Source organism: Jidongwangia harbinensis, from assembly GCF_020216025.1.
GTDB lineage: Bacteria > Actinomycetota > Actinomycetes > Mycobacteriales > Micromonosporaceae > Actinoplanes > Actinoplanes harbinensis.
In genome coordinates, this window is sequence record NZ_JAIWNC010000018.1 from 119,098 (window position 1) to 141,530 (window position 22,433).

At 73.9% G+C, this 22,433-nt stretch carries 15 protein-coding genes; 9 read left to right on the plus strand and 6 right to left on the minus strand.

Annotation, left to right across the window (positions count from 1 at the left end; genetic code table 11):
* Positions 1-58 precede the first annotated feature (58 nt).
* On the minus strand, positions 59-1,384 hold the full coding sequence (locus LDL48_RS22420; protein ID WP_225257155.1) for a lysine N(6)-hydroxylase/L-ornithine N(5)-oxygenase family protein: 1,326 nt from the start codon (positions 1,382-1,384) through the stop codon (positions 59-61).
* Positions 1,385-1,459: 75 nt separating this feature from the next.
* Between LDL48_RS22420 and LDL48_RS22425 the strand changes: the two genes are divergently transcribed.
* Positions 1,460-2,407, plus strand: coding sequence for a methionyl-tRNA formyltransferase (locus tag LDL48_RS22425; RefSeq protein ID WP_225257156.1), 948 nt, complete (start codon positions 1,460-1,462; stop codon positions 2,405-2,407).
* Between the two features lie 19 nt (positions 2,408-2,426).
* Here the strand turns inward: LDL48_RS22425 and LDL48_RS22430 are convergent, their stop codons facing one another.
* A complete protein-coding gene (locus LDL48_RS22430) occupies positions 2,427-3,287 on the minus strand; it encodes a siderophore-interacting protein (RefSeq protein WP_225257157.1) in 861 nt (286 codons plus the stop codon).
* Between the two features lies 1 nt (position 3,288).
* A complete protein-coding gene (locus LDL48_RS22435; protein ID WP_225257158.1) occupies positions 3,289-4,281 on the minus strand; it encodes an iron-siderophore ABC transporter substrate-binding protein in 993 nt (330 codons plus the stop codon).
* Positions 4,282-4,581: 300 nt separating this feature from the next.
* Between LDL48_RS22435 and LDL48_RS22440 the strand changes: the two genes are divergently transcribed.
* The 6 genes from LDL48_RS22440 (at position 4,582) to LDL48_RS22465 (ending at position 12,211) form a co-directional block, all read left to right on the plus strand.
* Complete coding sequence (locus tag LDL48_RS22440) at positions 4,582-5,547, plus strand: FecCD family ABC transporter permease (RefSeq protein ID WP_372472188.1); 966 nt, start codon at positions 4,582-4,584, stop codon at positions 5,545-5,547.
* Positions 5,548-5,549: 2 nt separating this feature from the next.
* Positions 5,550-6,617, plus strand: a complete 1,068-nt coding sequence (locus tag LDL48_RS22445; RefSeq protein WP_225257160.1) for a FecCD family ABC transporter permease — start codon at positions 5,550-5,552, stop codon at positions 6,615-6,617.
* A 1-nt stretch (position 6,618) separates the two neighbouring features.
* A complete protein-coding gene (locus LDL48_RS22450) occupies positions 6,619-7,443 on the plus strand; it encodes an ABC transporter ATP-binding protein (RefSeq protein ID WP_225257161.1) in 825 nt (274 codons plus the stop codon).
* Positions 7,440-9,155 carry an ABC transporter ATP-binding protein gene (locus LDL48_RS22455; RefSeq protein ID WP_225257162.1) on the plus strand — a complete coding sequence of 572 codons (1,716 nt, stop codon included), beginning with the start codon at positions 7,440-7,442 and terminating at the stop codon, positions 9,153-9,155. Before LDL48_RS22450 ends, LDL48_RS22455 begins: the two co-directional genes overlap by 4 nt.
* Positions 9,152-10,897, plus strand: a complete 1,746-nt coding sequence (locus tag LDL48_RS22460) for an ABC transporter ATP-binding protein (protein WP_225257163.1) — start codon at positions 9,152-9,154, stop codon at positions 10,895-10,897. Before LDL48_RS22455 ends, LDL48_RS22460 begins: the two co-directional genes overlap by 4 nt.
* A 72-nt stretch (positions 10,898-10,969) precedes the next feature.
* Entirely contained in the window at positions 10,970-12,211 is a 1,242-nt protein-coding gene (locus LDL48_RS22465) for a Fic family protein (RefSeq protein WP_225257164.1), read from the plus strand.
* Positions 12,212-12,349: 138 nt separating this feature from the next.
* Here LDL48_RS22465 and LDL48_RS22470 read toward each other — a convergent pair whose 3' ends face one another.
* Positions 12,350-13,504, minus strand: a complete 1,155-nt coding sequence (locus tag LDL48_RS22470; RefSeq protein WP_225257165.1) for an acyl-CoA dehydrogenase family protein — start codon at positions 13,502-13,504, stop codon at positions 12,350-12,352.
* 149 nt (positions 13,505-13,653) lie between these two features.
* Between LDL48_RS22470 and LDL48_RS22475 the strand changes: the two genes are divergently transcribed.
* Both LDL48_RS22475 and LDL48_RS22480 read left to right on the plus strand, forming a co-directional pair.
* On the plus strand, positions 13,654-15,093 hold the full coding sequence (locus LDL48_RS22475) for a UDP-glucose dehydrogenase family protein (RefSeq protein ID WP_225257166.1): 1,440 nt from the start codon (positions 13,654-13,656) through the stop codon (positions 15,091-15,093).
* Between the two features lie 111 nt (positions 15,094-15,204).
* Positions 15,205-20,730 (plus strand): SCO7613 C-terminal domain-containing membrane protein, encoded by a 5,526-nt coding sequence (locus LDL48_RS22480; protein ID WP_225257167.1) that lies wholly within the window; start codon positions 15,205-15,207, stop codon positions 20,728-20,730.
* 54 nt (positions 20,731-20,784) lie between these two features.
* Here LDL48_RS22480 and purE read toward each other — a convergent pair whose 3' ends face one another.
* Positions 20,785-21,282, minus strand: coding sequence for a 5-(carboxyamino)imidazole ribonucleotide mutase (gene purE, locus LDL48_RS22485; RefSeq protein ID WP_225257168.1), 498 nt, complete (start codon positions 21,280-21,282; stop codon positions 20,785-20,787).
* Positions 21,279-22,427 (minus strand): 5-(carboxyamino)imidazole ribonucleotide synthase, encoded by a 1,149-nt coding sequence (locus tag LDL48_RS22490; RefSeq protein ID WP_225257169.1) that lies wholly within the window; start codon positions 22,425-22,427, stop codon positions 21,279-21,281. The genes purE and LDL48_RS22490 overlap by 4 nt, the downstream gene beginning before the upstream one ends.
* Positions 22,428-22,433 lie beyond the last annotated feature (6 nt).

Consider the following 22,433-nt stretch of genomic DNA (forward strand, 5'->3'; position numbering starts at 1 on the left):
TCGGTACGGCAGGGCGGAGCGCCCGCCCTGCGGGGAGGTGCGGTGCGGTGTGGTCCGGTCAGACCGGGCTGGCCGCCGGGGTGAGTTCGGCGCTGCGGTGCGCGACGACCGAGTCGAGGATCTCGGCGGCCCGGACGGCGGCGTTGGAGAGCAGCGACGAGCTGATGCCGTGGCTGTGCTCGGTACCGCCCTGCAGGTAGACGCCGGCCCGCAGCAGCGGATCCGTGGCCACCCGGTAGTCGCGGTTCACCCGCAGCAGCCCGACCGGATCGCGGTGGCAGTACGCGTCCAGCTCGCCCAGCAGCGGCCCGGGTTCCACCGGCGCGTATCCGGTGGCGCAGACCAGCACGTCCGCCTCGATGGTGGTCCGGGTGCCGGTGGCCAGCGTCTCCACCGCGACCCGGACCCCGGTGTCGTGCGGCGTGGCGCCGGTGAGCCGGGACATGTTGAGCACCCGCAGGCGTTCCCGGCCGAGCACCCGCTCCTGGTACGACCGGCGGTAGAGGTCGGCGATGAGGTCGGCGTCCACCACCGAGTAGTTGGTGTTCGCGTGGTAGCCGACGAGCTGGGCCTTCACCTCCGGCGGCGCGACGTAGAACTCGTCGACCGCGGCCGGGTCGAAGATGCGGTTGGCGAACGAGCTGTCGTCGGCCGGGCTGTAGCCGTACCGGGCGAACACCGCGCACACCTCGGCGTCGGCGAACCGCTCGTGCAGGTACGCGGTCACCTCGGCGGCGCTCTGCCCGGCGCCGACCACGACGAACCGGGACGGCGCGGGGCCGTCGGCCAGCCGGTCCACGTTGCGCAGCAGGTCGCTGTTGTGCCAGATGCGGTCGCCGGTGGTGACGCCGGCCGGCAGCTGGGGCCGCAGCCCGGTCGCCACGACCAGGTTCCGGGCCCGGTACGTGGTCTGCCCGGCGGGCGTCCGCACGAGCACGTCGACCAGGTCGATGTCCGGGTCGACGCCGGTCACCGGCCGCACGTCGACCACCTCGTGGCCGTACCGCACCAGCTCGTCGACCTGCGCGGCGGCCCACTCGAGGTAGTCGTGGAACTCGACCCGCAGCGGGAACAGGGTCTTGTGGTTGATGAAGTCGATCAGCCGGCCACGACTGTGCAGATAGGACAGGAAGCTGAACCGGCTGGTCGGGTCGCGCAGCGTCGCGAGGTCCTTCAGGAACGACACCTGCATGGTGGCGTCCTCCAGCAGCATGCCCCGGTGCCAGCCGAAACTCGGCTGCCGCTCTAGGAACACCGACGTGACGGGATCGTCACCGCCGCCCCGCTCGGTCAGTGCGACCGCGAGGGCCAGATTGGACGGTCCGAACCCGACTCCGACGATGTCGTAGACCGGCACCGCATCATGCGGCAAAGCATCCGTCATGACCACCCCTCGCTCGATTTAGGGTAGGCTAACCTCAATCCCTAAACCGGTCAACGTGACGCCCGGAGGCGCCCGATGCGAGTCATCCTGTTCGGCTACCAGACCTGGGGGCACCGCACCCTGCAGGCCCTGCTGAACTCCCCGCACGAGGTCGCACTCGTGGTCACCCACCCGCGCAGCGACCACGCGTACGAGCAGATGTGGGACGACTCGGTGGCCGATCTGGCCAGGGCTAACGGGATTCCCACCATCCTCAAGCAACGGCCGGACGACGAGCTGGCCGACGAGGTCAAGCGCGCCGACGCGGACATCATCGTGGCCACGAACTGGCGCACCTGGCTGCCGCCGGAGATCTACGACACTCCCCGGCTCGGCACGCTGAACCTGCACGACTCGCTGCTGCCGTCGTACGCCGGCTTCTCGCCCCTGGTCTGGGCCCTGATCAACGGGGAACCGGAGGTCGGGGTGACCGCCCACCTGATGGACGCGGAACTGGACGCCGGCGACATCGTGCTGCAGCGGTCCGTCCCGGTCGGGCCCACCGACACCACCGCGGACCTGTTCCACCGCACGCTGGAACTGTTCGGCCCGCTCACCGTGGACGGGCTGGCACTGGTCGAGTCCGGGCGCCGCGACTTCGTGCCGCAGGACCGGACCCGCGCCAGCTTCTTCCACAAGCGGTCCATCGAGGACAGTCGAATCGACTGGAACTGGCCCGCCGAGGACCTGGAACGGTTCGTCCGGGCGCTGTGCGACCCGTACCCGAACGCGTTCACCACCTACCGCGGACAGCGGCTGCGGATCATCGAGGCCGGCGTGTCCCGGGGCTGCTACGGCGGCACGCCGGGCCGGGTCTTCATCCGGGAGGACGACGGCATCGTGATCGTGGCCGGCGCCGATGCCCGCCGCGGACGCAACCACGGGCTGCTGGTCAAGCGCGTCCGCACCGAGGACGACACCGACCACGCCGCCGTCGACTTCTTCCAGACCATGGGCGGTTACCTGGGCGAGCGAGGCGCCTGAGCGGCCAACGCGGCCGGGCCTAGTTCGGTTGGGCCTGGCCGCGCCGCCAGTAACCCATGAAGGCGACCGAGCGCCGGTCCACGCCGCGCTCCCCCACCAGGAACCGCCGCAGCGCCACGACGGTTCCGGCCTCGCCGGCCAGCCAGGCGTAGTCGCGGCCTTCCGCGGCAGCATCCGGGTCGGGCACCGCCCAGTCCGACTCATCGACCAGGTCCGGCTCCGCCCGGCCCGCCGCCGTGCCGAACAGATCACCGGCCAGCTCCCGGACCACCGGCAGCAGCGACTCGCCACGGGACCGCGCGAGGAAGTGCACGGTCACCCCGTCCGGCGCGTCGAACGGCACCGCGTCGGCCGGCTCGGGCACCTCGGCCACGATCGTCGCGGGACGGCCCGGCGGTAACGCCTCGGCGATGGCCGCGGCGGCCGGCAACGCCGCCTCGTCCGCGGCGATCAGCAGCCGGCCGGCGGCGGGCGGCGCCCAGGCCACGTCGGCGGCCGGATCCGAGGCGCCGGCGACCGGGCCGATGATGATCAGCGGATCGCCCGGCCGGGCCCGCCCCGCCCACCGCGACGCCGGTCCGGCGTCGCCGTGCACCACGAAGTCGATGTCCAGCTCGCACGCCTCCGGCCGGAACGACCGCACGGTGTACGTGCGCAACGGCGGCCGCGTCGCGTCGGGCGCGGCCCGCCAGCGGTCGAACCAGTCGTCCGCCGTGTACTCCCGCCGGTCGCCGTCGCAGAACAGCAGGTTGATCCGCTGGTCGAAACCGTGTGCCGCGAAGTGGGTCAGGTCGTCGTCGGCGAGGGTGACCCGGGTGAACACCGGACTGAGCCGGCGCACCCGGGCCACCCGCACCGCGAAGGGACGATCCTCCGCCATGTCAGCCGGACGTCTTGGCCAGCATCGGCACCAGCTGGTCGATCGCGTACGGCACGCTCAGCACCGTGACGAAGGACAGCGCCGCACCGATCGGCGGCTCCATGTAGGGCACGAACACCACCCGGTTGTTCTTCGCCACGTTCAGCGCGGCGAAGGCCTTGTCCGCGCGGACCCGCGGCTCGACGGTGCCGTCACCGGTCAGCACGACCAGCTGGTCCACGTCCAGGATGTCCAGCCGCTCGGCACTGAGCACCGCGGCGGTCTCCTTGCCGGCCGCCGCGTCCACTGCGGGCGCCAGCTTGAAGCCCATGTCCGCGAGCAGCTGCGCCTTCGGGTCCGACTTGGCGAACGCGGCGTACGTGCCGGGCTCGCTGGCGTCGGTGACCGCCGCGGTCTTGCCGGCCCAGGCGGCGTGCTGCGCGCGTACGTCGGCGAACCGCTTGTCGATGTCGCCCAGCAGCTTCGTCATCGCCGGCTCCTGACCGAGGGCCCGGCCGATCACCAGCGACATGTCCTTCCACGGCGCGGCGTAGTCCGGGAACTCCTTGATCTGCGCGACCACCGGGGCGACCTTGGAAAGCGTCGTGTACTGCGCCTGGGTCATGCCGGAGTACTGCGCGACGATCAGATCCGGCTTCAGCGCGATGATCTTCTCGGTCTGGTACTCGTCCCGCTCGCCGACGATCTGCGGCGGCGTGCCGCCCCACCGGTCCTTCACCCACGGCCAGTTGCCGTACGGGCGCTCGCCGAACCAGTCGACCACGCCGACCGGCACCACGCCCAGGGCCAGCACCGCGTCGTGGTCGCTGAGTCCCAGGGTGACGACGCGGGTGGGCGCCTTCTCGATCGTGGTGCTGCCGTACTTGTGGGCGATGGTCACCGGGAAGGCGGTGCCCGCGGCGGAGGACGCACCGGCGGCCGGCGTGGACGCGCCGCTGTCACCGCCGCAGGCGCCTAGGGTCAGGGCCAGCGCCACGGCGGCCACGGTGGACATCAGGCGGCCCGATGGGCTGCGGCGGATACGCGGTGCGCGTCGAGACATGAGTGTCCTTCGGAGTGTCGGCACAGGTCAGCGGCAACCGTCAGCGATGTCGGGGCCGATCTGGCGGGAATACTAAGGGTCGGCTAACCTAACCTCAACCCGCCCCGCTGCGGGGAGACCACCGCCACTCGCGTCGCCGGCGCCGGCGTTGCCGTCCACGATCGGGGACATCGCGTGACCACATCGCTCCGGCGGCCGGCGGCCACGGGGCCACGACCGCCGGCGGTACGCGCCGCGGTGCTCGGCGCCGGCCTGGTGGTACTGGCGCTGACCTGCCTCGTGTCGATCGCCGTAGGGGCCCGGGCGATCCCGCTCGACCAGGTGCTGCGGTCGTTCGTGGACCCGGGTGGCGTACCCGCCGACGTGCTGGCCATCGTCCGCGGGCTGCGTCTGCCGCGGACCGGGCTCGGCCTGCTCGCCGGTGCGGCGATCGGTCTGGCCGGCGCGCTGATGCAGGGCCTCACCCGCAACCCGCTGGCCGACCCGGGCCTGCTCGGCGTGAGCGCCGGAGCCGCCCTCGGCATCGTGATCGCGGTGGCCCTGCTCGGCATCAGCAGCCTGTACGGCTACATCTGGTTCGCGCTCGCCGGCGCCCTGCTGGCCAGCGCCGTCGTCTATCTCCTCGGCGGGGTCGGCCGGGACGGCGCGACGCCGGTGAAACTGGCCCTGGCCGGGGTCGGCGTCACCCTGCTGCTGGGCTCGCTGACCAGCGCGATCGTGCTGTCCAACCCGGTGGCGCTGGACCGGTACCGGTTCTGGACGGCCGGCTCACTGGCCGGACAGGACACCGGTGCGCTGCTCCGGGTGGCGCCGTTCATCCTCGCCGGCATCGTGCTCGCGCTGGGCGCCGCGCCCGCGCTGAACAGCCTCGCGCTCGGCGACGACGTGGCCCGCGCCCTCGGCCACCGGGTCGGCCTGGTCCGGCTCACCGGGGCGGCCGCGGTGATCCTGCTGGCCGCCGCCGCGGTGGCGGTCACCGGGCCGATCGTGTTCGTCGGCCTCGTGGTGCCGCACGTGGTCCGCCTGATCACCGGTCCGGACTACCGGTGGCTGCTGCCGTACACGCTGGTCCTCTCGCCGGTGCTGCTGCTGGCCGCCGACATCCTCGGACGGGTCCTGGTCCGGCCGTCCGAGATGCAGGTCGGCGTGGTGGTCGCGTTCGTCGGCGCGCCGTTCTTCGTGGCGCTGACCCGGCAGCGCCGGATCGCGGAGCTGTGACCGTGGCGCTCGTCGAGGTCTCCGCGCGGCGCGGGCACGCCGCGTACCGGCTCGGCCGCGGCGTGGTCTCCGGCCGCGTCCCGGTACGGCCGGCACTGGCCGCCGTCGTGCTGGCCGTCGCCACCTTCGGCGCGTTCGCGGTGTCGCTGACCGTCGGCGACCTGCCGATCCCGCTCGCCGACGCGGTGGCGGCGCTGTTCGGCTCCGGCGACGCCGCCACCCTGCTGGTGGTGCGGGAGCTGCGGCTGCCCCGGGCGCTGACCGGCCTGCTGGTCGGCGCCGCGTTCGGACTCTCCGGCGCGGTCCTGCAGACCATGACCCGCAACCCGCTGGCCAGCCCGGACATGATCGGCGTGATCGCCGGCGCGCAGACCGCGGTGGTGGCCGGCATCGTGCTCGGCTTCGGCGCCGGCGTCGGCACCCAGTCCCTCGGCCTGCTCGGGGCGCTGCTCACCGGCGTGGTGGTGTACCTGCTCAGCGCCGGGCGCGGCGCCACCGGGTACCGGATCGTGCTGGTCGGGGTCGGCATCACCTGGATGTGCACCAGCGCCACCGACTACCTGCTCGCCCGGGCCATGCCGTACGAGGCCGCCCGGGCGGTGGGCTGGCTGGTCGGCAGCCTCAACGAGCGCGGCTGGGAACACGTCCGCCCGCTGGGACTGGCCATGGCGGTGCTGGTGCCCACGGTGCTGATGCTCGGCCGATGGCTGGGCACGCTGCAACTCGGCGAGCAGGTGGCGGTGGGACTCGGCACGCCGGTGCGCGCGGCCCGCCTGGCGCTGCTGGGCGCCGCCGTGGCGCTGGCCGCGTTCGGCACCGCCGCGGCCGGTCCGGTGCTGTTCGTCGCGCTGGTGGGTCCGCAGATCGCCCAGCGGCTGGCCGGCCGGCCCGCGCCGCCGCTGGTCGGCTCCGCGCTGACCGGCGCACTGCTGCTGCTCACCGGCGACCTGCTGGCCCGGCACGTGCTGCCGGACGAGCACCTGCCCGTCGGGGTGGTGACCGGTGTCCTCGGCGCGCCGGTGCTGCTCTGGCTGCTGACCCGCGCCAACCGCACCGGTTCCGGAGGATGACGTGACCGAGCACGGACCGATCGAGCTGCGCGCCGAGGGCCTGACCCTGGGCTACGAGGACCGGACCGTCATCGACGACCTGGACCTGGTGGTGCCGCCGGGGCGGATCACCGCCATCGTCGGCGCCAACGCGTGCGGCAAGTCCACCCTGCTGCAGGCCCTGGCCCGGCTGCTCGGTGCCCGCGCGGGCACCGTGCTGCTGGACGGCCAGTCGATCCACCGCATGCCGACCCGGCAGGTGGCCCGCCGGGTCGGCATCCTGCCGCAGTCCCCGGTCGCACCGGTCGGCATCACCGTCGCCGACCTGGTGACCCGTGGCCGGTCACCGCACCAGACCTGGTGGCGGCAGTGGTCGGCGGCGGACGAGCAGGCGGTGACGGCCGCGCTGACCGCCACCGGCATGCTGGAGCACGCCGAGCGGCCGGTCGACGCGCTCTCCGGTGGCCAGCGGCAACGCGCCTGGATCGCCATGGCCATCGCCCAGGGCACGCCGGTGCTGCTGCTCGACGAGCCCACCACGTACCTCGACCTGGCGCACCAGATCGACGTGCTGGACCTGGTGATGGACCTCAACCGCACCGAGGGACGCACCGTGGTCATGGTCCTGCACGACCTCAACCAGGCCAGCCGGTACGCCGACCACCTGGTCGCGCTCAAGGCGGGCCGGATCGTCCGGCAGGGTCCGCCGTCCACCGTGGTGACCGCCGAACTGGTCGAGGAGGTCTTCGATCTGGACTGTCACGTGGGCACCGACCCGGTCACCGACACCCCGATGATCACGCCGATCGGCCGGCACCACCGGGCGGCCCGCCTGGCCCTGTCGTGACCGCGGCGGAGCGGGCCCGGAACCGGGCCGGCGGACGGTTGCTGCGCCAGGCCGTGGCCGGCCAGCGCCGGCTGGTCGCCGTGGGCGCCGTCCTGGCCGTCGGTCACCAGGCGGGCGAGGCGCTGGTACCGGTGCTGATCGGCACCATCGTGGACGAGGCCGTGGCCACCGGCTCCGGCGCCGCACTGATCCGCTGGCTGCTGGTGCTCGCGGTGGTCTTCGCCGGCCTGTCCGCCTGCTACCGGTTCGCCGCCCGGGCCGGCGAACGCGCCGCCGAACAGGCCGCGCACGATCTCCGCCGCCGGCTGGCCCGGCGCGTGGTCGCACCCGCGGGCGGCGCCGAGACCGGCCGGCTCCCCGGCGAACTGGTCAACGTGGCCAGCGCGGACGCGGCCCGGGTGGGCGCGGTGAACATGGCCGTCACGGCCGGCGCCGCCGCGTTCGCCGCGCTCGCCACCACCGCCGTGGTGCTGCTGCAGATGTCCGTACCGCTGGGCCTGGTGGTGCTGCTCGGCGCGCCGCCAGTGCTGCTGCTGGCGCAGGTGCTCGGCCGCCCGCTGCAACGCCGCAGCGAGACCGAGCAGGAGAACGCCGGGCACGCGGCCGGCGTGGCCGCCGATCTGGTGGCCGGCATCCGGGTCCTCAAGGGAATCGGCGCCGAGGGCACCGCCCTGGCCCGCTACCGGCGGATCAGCCGCAGCTCGCTGAGGGCCACCATCCGCGCCGCGGACGCCCAGGCCGGGCACGACGGCGCGCTGGTCGCGGTGAGCGGCGTGTTCATCGCCGCGGTCGCCCTGGTGGGTGCCCGCCTCGCGCTGCGCGGCGACATCACGGTCGGCGACCTGATCGCCGCGGTCGGCCTGGCGCTGTTCCTGCTCGGTCCGCTGTCCATCGTCACCTGGGTCAACGGCCAGCTCGCCCAGGCCCGCGGTTCGGCGGTCCGGGTGGCGGAGGTCCTCGACGCCCCGCCGGCGGTGCCGCCCGCGACGCGGGAACCGGACCGGCCGGTGCGCGGTGAACTCGTGCTGCAGGACGTCGCCGACGGCCCGCTGCGGGTGCCCCGCCTGCGGATCGCGCCCGGCGAGTTCGTCGGCGTGGTGGCCCTCGACCCGGCGGCCGGCACCGCGCTGGTGCGGGCGCTGGCCCGCGAGGCGGATCCGGCGGCCGGCACCGTCCGGCTGGACGACCGGCCGCTCACCGAGCTGGAGCCGGCCGCGGTGCGCGCCGTCATCGGCACCGCCCAGCACGACTCCGTGCTGTTCGACGACACCGTCCGGGACACGGTCGCCGGGCCGGGAGAGGCGCCGGCGGATCGCGTCCGGCTGACCGCCGTGCTGGCCGGCACCACCGTGGACGAGCTGGTCCGCACGCTGCCGGACGGCCTGGACACCCGGGTCGGCGACCGCGGCCGGGCGCTCTCCGGCGGCCAGCGGCAGCGGCTGGTCCTGGCCCGCGCCCTGGCCGCCGAGCCACCGGTGCTGGTGCTGCACGACCCCACCACGGCGGTCGACGCGGTGACCGAGGCACACATCGCCGACCGGCTGCGCGCGCTGCGCGCCGGACGCACCACGGTCCTGGTCACCACCAGCCCGGCGTTGCTCGCCGTTGCCGACCGGGTGGTCGTGCTCTCCGGCGACGCCGACCCGGTCACCGGTACGCACGCGGCGCTGGTCCGCGACGACGCCCGGTACGCCGCGGCGGTGCTCGCGTGACCGCCCCGCTCCCGGTGGCGGACCGGGCCGAGACCCTCCGGACGGTACGTACCCTGCTCCGGCCCCGCCGCCGCCTGGCCGTCTCGGGATTCGCCGTGCTCACCGCGGCCACCGCGGTCGGGCTGCTCACCCCGCCGCTGCTCGGGCACGTCGTCGACCTGGTCGCGCAGCGGCGCCCGGCCGAGGCGCTGACCCGCCCCGCGGTCCTGCTCGTGGCGGTCGCGCTGGTGCAGGCCGCCGGCACCGCACTGGGCCTCGGCCTGGTCGCCCGGCTCGGCGAGACAATGCTCGCCGACCTGCGCGAACGCTTCCTGGACCGGGTGCTCCGGCTGTCCCTGCGCCGGGTCGAGCAGGCCGGCGCCGGTGACCTCACCTCCCGGGTCGGCAACGACGTCACGGTGATCGCCGAGGCGGTCCGCAGCGCGCTGCCGGAACTGGCCCGCTCGCTGCTCGCCATCGTCCTCACGCTCGTCGCCCTGGCCGTGCTCGACTGGCGTTTCCTGCTGGCCGCGCTGCTCGCCGCGCCGGTGCAATGGCACACCGCCCGCTGGTACGCCCGGCGCAGTTCGACGCTCTACTCCGCGCACCGGACCGCGGTGGCCACCCAGCAACAGCAGCTGCTGGAGACGATCGGTGGCGCGCCGACGGTCCGCGCGCTGCGGCAGTCCGACGCACAGGTCGACCGGGTGGTCGCCCGCTCCACCGCGGCCGTGGACCTCTACCTGCGCGCGATCCGCCTGCTGACCCGGTTCTACGGCCGGCTGAACCTGGCCGAGTTCATCGCGCTGTCCGCGGTGCTGGCCGGCGGCTACCTGCTGGTCGGTGCCGGGGCGGTGACCATCGGCGGCACGGCCGCCGCGGCGCTGTACGTACACCATCTGTTCGGCCCGATGAACTCGGCGCTGCGGCTGGTCGACGACGCCCAGGTCGCCGCGGCCAGCCTGGCCCGGCTCGCCGGGGTGGTCCAGGCCGAACCGCCGCCCGCGCCGCACCCCGCGCAACCGGCCGACGGCGCGGTGAAGGCGGCGGACCTGCACTTCGCCTACCGCCCCGGGCATCCGGTGCTGGCCGGCGTCACGATCGACCTGACGGACGGCGAGACCGTGGCCGTGGTCGGTGCCAGCGGCGCCGGCAAGACCACGCTGGCCCAGCTGGTGGCCGGCGTACACCGCCCCGGAAGCGGCAGCGTCACGATCGGCGGCGTCGACCTGGCCGACCTGACCGACGCCGACCGCCGGCGCACGGTCGCGCTGGTCACCCAGGAGGTGCACGTCTTCGCCGGCACGCTGGCCGACGACCTCCGGCTGGCCCGGCCGGACGCCGACGACGACGCGCTGTACGCCGCGCTCGCCGACGTCGAGGCCCTGGACTGGGCCCTGGCGCTGCCGCAGGGCCTGCAGACCGTGGTGGGCGACGGCGGCCACCGGCTCGCGGTGACCGAGGCCCAGCAGCTCGCCCTCGCCCGGCTGATCCTCGCCGACCCCAAGGTCGTCATCCTGGACGAGGCCACCGCGGACGCGGGCAGCGCCGGCGCGCGGGTCCTGGAACGCGCCGCGGCCCGGGCCCTGCGCGGGCGGACCGCGCTGGTCGTGGCGCACCGGCTCACCCAGGCGGCCGGCGCGGACCGGATCGTGGTGCTGGACGCGGGCCGGGTGGTGGAGACCGGCACCCACGACGAGTTGCGGTCCCGTCCGGACGGGCGGTACGCGACGCTGTGGCGGGCGTGGTCGCGGTCCCGCTAACTCAGGGCGCACTGTAGTCGCCCGAGAGCCTTACTTACACTTTCTCAGGAATGTGTAAGTAAGATGGGAGGCGTGGTTACACGACAGGCCGCCGCACACGACTCCGTTCCGGTCCCGGCCGCAACCTATGAAACCCAGACGTGGACACCGCGCGATCGCGGCTATTACTCCCGGGCCGAGATGCGCCGCCAGCGCGGGCCGTACCAGTCGATAGTCACAGCGCCCCTGGTCCGTTGGCAACCACAACTGCCGGCCGGCGTCGCAGCGGACGTCGAAGACGGCGCCCGCGCATTGGTTGACTTCGACCTGCACGCCCTACATGCCCTCGGCGCCGAAAGCCCGGCGCTCGGGCCGATGTCGGCAATCTTGTTGCGAACCGAGAGCTCGTCCAGCTCACAGATCGAGAACCTTACGACGAGCGCCCGGCAGTTGGCCCTCGCCGAGATTGGCCAGAGCGACAAAGCCAACGCCCGGACCGTCATCGGCAACGTGCGCGCCATGGAAGCGGCCCTGGCGCTCTCCGACCGTATCGAGACAACGGCGATCTTGACGATGCACCGCGAACTCATGCGGCATCAGCCCGGTTTTGAACAGCATGCTGGGCGGTTCCGAGAGGAGACCGTTTGGATCGGGAAGGACAACGCCGGGCCGATCGGCGCGGACTTCGTCGCTCCACAACACGAACGCGTGCCGGAGGCGATTCAGGACATCGTCGAGTTCGCCGAGCGTGACGACCTGCCGGTGCTCGTTCAGGTGGCGGTCGCGCATGCCCAGTTCGAGACAATCCATCCTTTCGTGGACGGCAACGGACGCACCGGACGCGCGCTCGCCCAGGCCATGCTGCGGAGCAAGAAGCTGGTCCAACACGTCACCGTGCCCCTCTCGGCGGGCCTGCTGACTGATACCGGCACCTACTTCGACGCCCTGGGAGCCTTCCGGGACGGTGACGCCGGGCCGATCGTGCACCGCTTTGCCGATGCGGCACGCTTCGCCGCCGCCTCAGGCCGGGTCCTCGTCGATGACCTTGCAGCCCAGCTTGCGGAGGCCCGCGACAAACTGACTGGCGTCAGGGCGCATGCAGCCGCTTGGAGGGTATTGCCCACACTGGTGGGGCAGCCCGTGGTCAACGCCAAGTACCTGACGTCCACCTTGGCGATGAACGAAGTTACGGCACAGCGCACTCTCGACCTCCTGGCCGAACGCAAAATCTTGGCCGAGCGCACCGGTCTGCGGCGGAATCGAATCTGGCAACACACCGGGATTCTCGATGCCCTGGACAACTACGCGTCCATGGTTCGGCGCACTCCGCCCTGACGAGCCTCACGCTTCCGCCACGCCGTTGAATCAACTGTTCGGCCGCCCATCATCCGCGCCATGAACTCGAGAGTGATGACGGCCGGAAGTTCCCCGCCCGTTGGCTCCGCGGTCATGGCGGCCACCCTAGTCGCACGTTCAGTCCTTGAGAAGCTGACGGGCCATCACGATGCGCTGGACCTGGTTGGTGCCCTCGTAGATCTGGGTGATCTTGGCGTCCCGCATCATCCGCTCGACCGGGTAGTCGCGGGTGTAGCCGTACCCGCCCAGCAACTGCACCGCGTCCGTGGTGATCTCCATCGCCGCGTCCGACGCGAAACACTTCGCGGCCGCACCGAAGTAGGTCAGGTCGGCGTCCCCGCGCTCGCTCTTGCCCGCCGCCGCGTAGGTGAGCTGCCGCGCCGCCTCCAGCTTCATGCCCATGTCGGCCAGCATGAACTGCACGCCCTGGAAGTCGCCGATCGGCTTGCCGAACTGGCGGCGCTCCTTGACGTACCCCTTGGCGAAGTCCAGCGCGCCCTGCGCGATGCCGAGGGCCTGCGCGGCGATCGTCACGCGGGTGTGGTCGAGGGTCTGCATCGCGGTGGCGAAGCCGGTGCCCTCGGCGCCGATCATCCGGTCCAGCGGGAGCCGGACGTTGTCGAAGTACACCTCGCGGGTGGGGCTGCCCTTGATGCCCAGTTTCTTCTCCGGTGCGCCGAAGCTCACGCCCTCGTCCGCCTTCTCCACCACGAACGCCGAGATGCCGCGGGACCGGGCGCCGGGGTCGGTGACCGCGAAGACCGTGTAGTACTCGGAGACGCCGGCGTTGGTGATCCACCGCTTCACGCCGTTGAGCACCCAGTGGTCGCCGTCGCGGACCGCGCGGGTGGTCATCGACACGGCGTCGCTGCCGGCTTCCGGCTCGGACAGGCAGTACGAGAACATGGCCTCGCCGGCGGCCACCGGCGGCAGGTACGTCCGCTTGAGCTCCTCGCTCGCGGCCAGCAGCAGCGGCATGGTGCCGAGCTTGTTCACCGCCGGGATCAGGCTGGACGAGGCGCAGGCGCGGGCCACCTCCTCGATCACGATCGCGGTGGCCAGCGCGTCCGCACCGGCGCCGCCGTACTCGGCCGGGATGTGCGGGGCGTGGAAGTCGGCGGAGCGCAGCGCGTCGTACGAAGCCTTGGGGAACTCGCCGCTCTCGTCCGCCTCGGCGGCGTGCGGGGCGACCCGGGCGTCGCAGACCTCCCGCACCGCGGCCCGGATGGTCTGGTGGTCCTCCGGCAGCTGGTAGACGTCGAACGCAGGCATGGCTGGGTCCCCTCTCGATGCGGCTCCGAGAGCCATGTTACTGGCGCGTAGGGTACGCGTGTCACCGGTTCGCGGGTGGCGTTCGGCGCGTCGGCTTGCGCCATGAGAAGGTGAATGCCCCCTAATGTGTGCGAGCGGAGATTCCCGGCGTGACGATCCCCTACCCCAACCAGCAGTCCGCGATGGCGTTCCCGCCGGTCGAGCCGCCGTCCGGGGCGCCCCGTCCGCGGTTGTCGTTCCTCGGCACCGGTTATCTGGGTGCGACGTACGCGATCTGTTTCGCGGAGCTGGGCTACGAGGTTCTCGGTTTCGACATCGACGAGGCGAAGATCGCCAAGCTCGCCGGTGGTCAGGTGCCGTTCCACGAGCCGGGTCTGGACGAGCTGCTGCGGGCCAACGTGGCGTCCGGGCGGTTGCGGTTCACCACGTCGTACGAGCAGGTGGCGGAGTTCGCGGATGTGCACTTCATCTGTGTGGGCACGCCGCAGCGGGGCGACGGGATGGGCGCCGACCTGTCGTACGTGGAGACGTCGGTGTCGAATCTGGCGCGGCATCTGCGGCGTAAGGCGCTGATCGTGGGCAAGTCCACGGTGCCGGTGGGTACCGCGGAGTGGGTGGAGCAGCTGGTCGCCAAGCACACCGATCCGTCGTTGGGGATCGAGGTGGCGTGGTCGCCGGAGTTCCTGCAGGAGGGTTTCGCGGTCGAGGACGTGCTGCGGCCCAACCGGATCGTGGTCGGGGTGAAGACCGACTGGGCGAACGGGATGTTGTATTCGGCGCACAAGGGCGTGTTCGACCTGGCCGCCACCGAGGACCGTGAGGTGCCGCTGGTGGTGACGGACTTCGCCACGGCGGAACTGGTGAAGGTGGCGGCGAACGCGTTCCTGGCCACGAAGATCAGTTTCATCAACGCGATGGCCGAGGTGTGCGAGGTGGCCGGCGGTGACGTGACCCAGCTGGCCCGGGCGATCGGCTACGACCCGCGGATCGGCAACCGGTTCCTGCAGGCCGGGGTGGGTTTCGGTGGTGGGTGCCTGCCGAAGGACATCCGGGCGTTCCAGGCCCGGGCGCAGGAGCTGGGTGCCGGTGAGGCGTTGCGCTTCCTGCACGAGGTCGACCTGGTCAACCTGCGGCGCCGCAGCCGGGTGGTGCAGCTGGCCTCGGAGTTGCTGGACCGGCCGTCCGGCCCGGCCGGGCCGGACCTGTCCGGGACCCGGATCGCGGTGCTGGGTGCGGCGTTCAAGCCCAATTCCGATGATGTACGGGACTCGCCCAGCCTCGCGGTCGCGGCCACGCTCGCCAAGGCCGGGGCGGACGTGCGGGTGTACGACCCGCAGGGCACCGAGAACGCCCGGATCGCCCAGCCGGCCCTCACCTACGCCGAGTCGATGGTCGACGCGGTCACCGGGGCCGAACTGGTCTGCGTGCTCACCGAGTGGGCCGAGTTCCGCAACGCCGACCCGCAGACGCTGGGCGCGCTGGTCGCCGGTCGGCGCGTCATCGACGGCCGGAACTGCCTGGACGCCGGGCTGTGGGCGCGCGCCGGTTGGGCCTACCGCGGCATGGGACGTCCACAGCCTGCGGTTTAGTGAGGTTCGCGGTCGTTTCCGCAGATGTCCACCCGCTTGAGCCTGTTCTAATGAGGTGTCGTACCGGCATGCTCTAGTTGGGCGTGGAGTTACGCGGGTCAAGGAGGTTCCGTGGCGCAGGCTGATGGGCCCGACGGCTACGAAGACGAGCTGGCACGCATCGACGCGTCCATCGCCGAACTGAAGATCCGGGACATGGCGGCCGCCTCCGAGCGGTCCACGATCGCCAGCCAGCTGCAGGCGGCCCAGTTCCAGCGGGACATCCTGGCGCACGCCATGCAGCAGCGGAAGAAGGCCGCCCGGGTGCGCAAGGTGCGCCGCCCGCAGGCGGCCACGGCCGCGGCCGGCCCGGCCACCGACGCCCGCCGGGGCGGCGGCACGCCACCGCCACCGCCGCCCGAGGCCCGCCGGGCCGGTGCGCCACCACCACCGCCGCCACCGGCCGGCACGCGCCGGTCCGACGCCCCGCCGGCACCCGCCGACGAACGCCGGGCCGGCTCCGTAACGCCACCCGGCCCGGGACACTCGACCCGATCCGCACCACCACCCGGCCCGGGACACTCCACCCGTTCCGCGCCATCGACCGGCGCGGGACACTCCACCCGATCCGCACCACCGCCCGGCGCGGGACGCCCGGCGGGATCCGCCCCGCCACCCGGCGCGGGACGCCCGGCCGGATCCGCCCCGCCAGCCGGCGGGGGCCGGCGGTCCGACGCCGTCCCGCCGCCGGCCGACGGGCCGCCGGACTGGGCCGCGCCGGGCACCGCGTACACCGGTCCGCCCGGGGCGGCCAGCGACGGCCGCACCGTGCTGGTGGACGACCCGCCGCCCACCGAGCGCCCGGCACCGACGCCGCGCCGCCCGCACGGTGAGGCGCCGCCGCCACCGCACGAGCCGGAGACCTCGTCCCAGTCCGTGCAGAACATCCTGCTGGTCGTCGGTGCCCTGCTGGTGGGCGTGGCGGCCGTGGTGTTCGCCGGGGTGGCGGTGTCCAACCCGTTCGGCCGCGCCGCGATCCTCGCCCTCGCGACCGCGATCGCGCTCACCCTGGCGCCCGGCATCGCCCGGCGCGGCCTCAGCTCCACCGCGGAGACCGTCGCCGCGGTCGGCCTGGTGCTGCTGCCACTGACGCTGTATGCCCTGCACGGCAGCCCGATGGTCGGCGGCCCGGCCGTGCCGACGCCGTTCTACCTGGGCGTCACGTTCGCGATCACCGCGGTGGCCGGCTTCGTCTACGCGGGCGTCACCCGGCTGTCCGCGCCCCGGTACGCCACCGTGATCGCGCTGCAGCCGGTGCCGCCGCTGCTGGCGTACCCGCTGATCGAGAGCCCGGCCGGCTGGGGCCTGGCGCTGGCCGCCGTGGCGCTGCTCGACCTGCTGCTGCTGACCACGGTGATCCACCGCGGCCGGCTGGTCCCGCGCTGGCCGCTGGGCCGTCCCGGCGCGGCCGACCGCGAGACCACGGCGCTGGCCGACGCCCGGGACATCGGTGCCGCCGACTTCGACAAGCGGGACGCCGGACCCGACCCGGCCGACCCGTCGGCCTACGCGATCGACGCTCCGCCGCGGCCCGAGTCCCGTCCCGAGGAACCGGACCTGATCCTCGGCGGGCTGGCCGGCCCGCGCGGCCGCAAGTGGATGCCGACGCGCATCTTCCCCGGCCGCCGGCCCGACGGTGCCCCGCCGGCCGGGTCGGTGCCGCTGGCGCCGCCGGCCAAGCCGCCGTCCGCGGACTGGTTGCGGGAGCTGACCTTCGCGCTGCTCTGCGCGGCGGTCGCCGGCTCGCTGCTGTACGCCGGTGGCGCCCTGATCGGCGCCGACGCGGTGCCGGACGCGATCCGGTCCGGCCTGATCCTGGTGCTGGCCGCGGTGATCGCCTCGGCCGCGGCACGGCTGCTGGACAACCTGACCGCGCGCAACGTCGCCGGTGGCGTACTCACGCTCGCCGTCATCGCGGCCTGCGCCCGGATCGCCGCGGTCGCCTCGCCCAGCTGGACGCTGCTCGCCGCCGCGGCCGCGGTCGCGGTCACCGGCGCCGTGGTCACCACGCTCCACGAGGAGGTACGCCGGGGTCCGCAACTCGCCTCGGCCGGCGCGCTCGCACTGATCGGCCTGTTCGTGGCGGTGGACGCGCTGCGCGCCGCGCTCGCCCCGATCCAGGCCGCCCGGCCGGTCTGGAACGCGGACACCGCCGCGTACGCGCAACGGATCGCCGAGGCGGCCGGCCCGTCCGGCTGGCTGCTGGCGCTGAGCGCGCTGCTGCTCACCGTCGCCGCGGCCCTGGCGCTGCCCACGGAATGGCGGCACGAGGGTGCCGTGGCGGGCGTGGCGCTGACCGCTCTGGCCGTACCCTCGTCGTTGGGTCTGCCCTGGTCCGAGGCGCCGTGGCCGCTGGTGCTGGCAGCCATCGGCCTGGGCGCGGCCGGCCTGATGGCCCGCACCCGCCGGAGCGCCATCGCGCACGTGGCGGCGGCCGGCGTGGTCGGCCTGTTCGGTGCCGGCGCGGCGCTGAGCGCGGTGTGGCTCACCGCCGCCGTGCTCACCGCGCTGGCCGGGGCCGGCGTGATGGTCGCGATCGCGGCCCGGCAGATCCCGATGAAGCTGTACGCCTGGCTGATCGGCGACTGGGCGTCCGGCGCCGCCGCGCTGGCCCTGCCCGGCGCGGCCACCACCGCCGTGCTCGCCATGTCCGACCGGGGCGGCGGGCCACCGGCCACCGAGGCCGTCACGGTGCCGGCCCTCGCGTTCGGCTTCCTCGCGGTGGCCGGCACGCTGACCTACGCCGCGGTGTTCCAGGTGGCCCGCCGGGAGATCAGCCTTCCGCTGAACGTCGGCACCGCCCTGGGCGCGGTGGCGATGGCGCTGGCGGCGCTGCTCGCACCGGGCGCCACCGCGCCGGACATCTGGGTGGGTGCGCTGCTGCTCGGCGCCGCCGGCCTGCTGGCCTTCGCCAAGTCGCTGGACCAGGGCCGCCGAGCCGACCGGATGCTGGACGGGCCGGACATCGCCGCCGCGGCCGCCACCGTGGCGATCTGCGGGGCGCTGGCCCGGGTCGCGGCGCTCGCCTTCCCGCAGGCGCCGCTGCTGGTCGCCGGCCTGGTGATCCTGCTCGTCGCGCTGGGCATCCGGGCGCTGCCGGTGGACTGGCGGCGCGGCCCGGTCCGCGGGCTGGCCGCGGCCGGGATCGTGGTCGGTGCCATCGCCGGCTGGATGGCGCTCAGCAACGGCCTGCGGGTGCTCGCCGCGCCCGGCCCGCTGTGGGGCGCCGACCTCAGCGGCTACCCGGCCAGCGTGCCGGCCGACGCCTGGCAGGGCCCGCTCACCCTGCTGCTGATCGCGGTCGCGGCGGCCGCCGCGCTGCCCCCACCGGCCTCGTACGACATCGGCGCGGTCTGCGCCACGCTCGCCACCATCGGCGCCCCGGCCGCGTTCGGCCTGCCCTGGTGGGCGCCCCTGATGGTGGGCGGCGTGGTCGCGCTCGGGTACGGCATCTCCGCGGTGGCCGCCGTCGACCCGCGCGCCGCCGTGGCCCGGGCCGCCGTGGCCATGGTGGTCGCGCTGCACTTCGTCGGCGTCGGCCTGGCCCGGCCGTGGTCCACCGCGATGGCGCTGACCCTGGTCGTGCTGATCGGCGTCGTGGTGGCCGCGCTGTGCCGCGCCGAAGTGCCCCCGCTCACCCCGGCCCAGGCGGCGCCGCTCGTCGCGGACCGGCCGGACCGGCTCGACCCGGAACCGGAACCGGTGGTCCAGGCCATCTCCGACGACAGCACGCTGCTCGCCCGCGACGACACCGGCATGCCCCGCCACCGCGCCCAGATCGGCGGCGCCGCCACCCTCGGGGTGCTGCTCGCCGTCCCCGGGGTGTTCGCCGCGGTCGCCGCCGACCAGGGCCGGTCCGCGCAGGTGGTGCTCACCGCCGCGGTGGCCGGGTCCAGCCTGGCGCTGGCGGTGCTCGCGCTCTGCGGCCGGTGGATCCCGCAGTACCTGCCGTGGGCCACGGTCGGCCTGGTCGGCGGCGCCACCATCACCGCGTTCGCGTCCGTGCCGACGCACTTCCCCACGGCCATGTACGCCGCCGCCGCGGCCCTGCTGGGCGTGGTGGCCGAACTGCTCCGCGGTGCCACGCCGGCCCCCGGCATCACCACGGCCCCCGGCTACCGCACCGAACGCGGGTACCTCCGCACCCGCTGGACCGACCTGCGCCCGAGCGGCCTGCGCGGACGCTGGCTGGTCGACCCGGCCAGCGGCGCCGTCCTGGTGGCCACGCTGCCGACGCTGCTGGCGCTGGTCTCCATCGCCCCGGCGCTGGGTGCCGCACTGTTCGGCCCGATGGACCAGTTGGACGCGATCTGGGACGGCCCGGTCCCCGCGCTCACCGACCCGGCGTCCGGCAACGTCGACGCCACCAGCGTGCTGGCCACCGTGCTGCTCACCGTGGCGGCCGCGCTGGCCGCCCTCGGGTTCGGCGGCCGCCCCGCGGAGGCCGTACCGGTGATCCTGCCCGGCCTGGCCATCACCCTGCTGGTCGCGCCGATCGGCCTGGACGCCCGGTGGCCCGCGTCGACCGCCGCGGCGCTGGTCGTCTTCACCATCGCCATGCTCGGCCTCGCCCTCACCCCGCCGCCGCTCAGTACGCACGCACCGATGCTGCGCGGCACCCGCGTCGTGGTGTTCGTGATCGGCCTGCTGGCCGGCGGCGCCGGGCTGGCCGGCAGCCTCGCCACCCCGGAACTCACGTTGTTCACGCTGGGCAGCGCGGTCGGCGTCGGCCTGGTCGCGGCGCTCGCCGGCCGCAGCTCCCGGGCCCGCATCCTGGGCTGGCTGTTCACGGTCGTGATGGGCCAGGCGTTCGTGCTCTCCGTGGGCGAGGTCGCCGGGCTGCACCGGTCCTGGTCCGCCTTCGGCGTGCTGGCCGTCGGCGCCGGGCTGCTGATCCTGCAGGCCGGCGTGCCGCGGCTGGGCCGCCCGGAGTACGCGCTGGAGTCCGCCGTCATCGAGTGGAGCGGATACGCGTCCGCGCTGCTGGCCGCCGTGCTGGCGTACGACTCCCCGGAACACCTGGCCGCGCTGCTGGCCGCCTGGGGTGCGGTGCTCGGCCTGGTCGCCACCCGTCCCGGCCGCACGCCCACCCAGCGGCGCAACCTGTTCTGGCTGGCGGTCGGCTTCGAACTCGTCGGCTGGTGGCTGTTCATGACGCTGACCGACGTGGCGCTGCCCGAGGCGTACACGTTGCCGTTCGCCGCGCTGGCCCTGGTCGTCGGCGCGGTCGAGGCCCGGCACCGGCCCGAGCTGAGCAGCTGGTCGGCGTACGGGCCGGCGCTGCTGGCCGCGTTCGTCCCGACCATCGGCATCGTGCTGGCCACCGACGCCACCGAGTCCGGCGATCTGCGCGAGTTGTTCCTGCTGCTCGGCGCGGTGGGCACGCTGATCGTCGGTTCCCGGCTGCAGCAGCAGGCGCCGGTGGTGGTGGGCGCCGTGGCCACCGCGGTGGCGGCGATCCACTTCGCCACCACGCTGGTCGGTCCGTGGCTGGTGCTGGTGCCGGTGGGCGTGATCCTGCTCTTCCTCGGCGCCTCCAACGAGAACCGGCGCCGCACCCAGGAACGCCTCCGCGGCGCCCTGGTCCGCATGCGCTGACGCACCGGACCGGACTCGCTGCCGGCCGGCGCCTCGGCCGGCCGGCGAAGGGCGTCAGCCCAGCAGGCGCTCGCGGAGCGCCGCGTCCTTCTCGGCGACCATGTGCTCCAGGCCTTTCTGGAAGTCGGCCATGCGCTTGCGGATCGCCGGATCGGCCGCGCCCAGGATCCGCGCCGCGAGCAGCCCGGCATTGCGCGCCCCGCCGATCGACACCGTGGCCACCGGCACGCCGGCCGGCATCTGCACGATGGACAGCAGCGAGTCCATCCCGTCCAGGTACTTCAGCGGTACCGGCACGCCGATCACCGGCAGCGGCGTGAGGGCGGCGACCATGCCGGGCAGGTGGGCCGCTCCCCCGGCGCCGGTGATGATCACCTGTAGGCCACGGTCCGCGGCGCTCTCCGCGTAGTCGACCATTTTGCGGACGGTGCGGTGCGCGGACACCACGCCCACCTCGAACGGCACCTCGAACTCGGCCAGGGCGAGCGCCGCCGCCTCCATCGTGGACCAGTCCGAGTCGCTGCCCATGATGATGCCGACGACCGGCTTCATTGTTCGCCCTCCTGCAGCCAGCGGGCGGCGTGTGCGGCCCGGGCGCGTACCGATGTCATGTCGTCGCCGAGCACGGTGACGTGGCCGATCTTGCGGCCCGGCCGGACCTGCTTGCCGTACAGGTGGATGCGCACGCCGGGGTCGGCCGCGAACAGGTGGTGCACCCGTTCGTCCAGGGCGAGCCCGCCGGGTGCGCCGCCGAGTACGTTGGCCATCACCACGGCGGGCGCGGTCAGGCCGGTGGCACCCATCGGGTAGTCGAGTACGGCGCGCAGGTGCTGTTCGAACTGCGACGTCCGGGCGCCTTCGATGGTCCAGTGACCGGAGTTGTGCGGGCGCATGGCGAGTTCGTTCACCACCAGGCCGTCGGCGGTCTCGAAGAGTTCGACCGCGAGCAGGCCGACCACGCCGAGCGCGTGCGCCAGGTCGATGGCGAGCTGCTGGGCGGCCAGCGCGCGGTCCTCGGGCAGGTCCGGTGCGGGCGCGAGGACCTCCACGCAGATGCCGTCGCGTTGCACGGTCTCCACCACGGGGTACGCCGCCACCTGCCCGAACGGCGACCGCGCCACCTGCGCCGCCAGTTCCCGTCGCAGCGGCACCCGTTCCTCGACGATCAGGTCGGTGCCGGTGGCGACGAGTTCCTCGGCGGCGGCGATGTCGGCGAGCATCCACACGCCGCGGCCGTCGTAGCCGCCGCGGGTCGCCTTGGCCACCACCGGCCAGCCGGTCTGCTCGGCGAACGCCGCGACGTCCGCGGCGGTGCGCACCGTGGCCCAGCGCGGGACCGGCGCCCCCAGCTGTCCGAGCCGCTCGCGCATCCGCCGCTTGTCCTGGGCGTACAGCAGCGCCTCGGAACCTGGGTAGATCTTGATGCCCTCGGCCTCGAGCGCGCGGATGTGCTCGTTCGGCACGTGCTCGTGGTCGAAGGTGACCGCGTCGCAGCCCTTGGCGAAGTCACGCAACGCGGCCAGGTCGGTGTGGGTGCCGATCCGCACATCGGCGGCGACGAGGGCGGCACTGTCGTCGGGTGACTCGGCGAGCACACGCAGCGACTGGCCGAGGGCGATTGCGGCCTGGTGGGTCATCCGGGCCAACTGGCCGCCTCCCACCATGCCGACCACGGGCAGACCGGTTCGGGTATCCATCTCGCC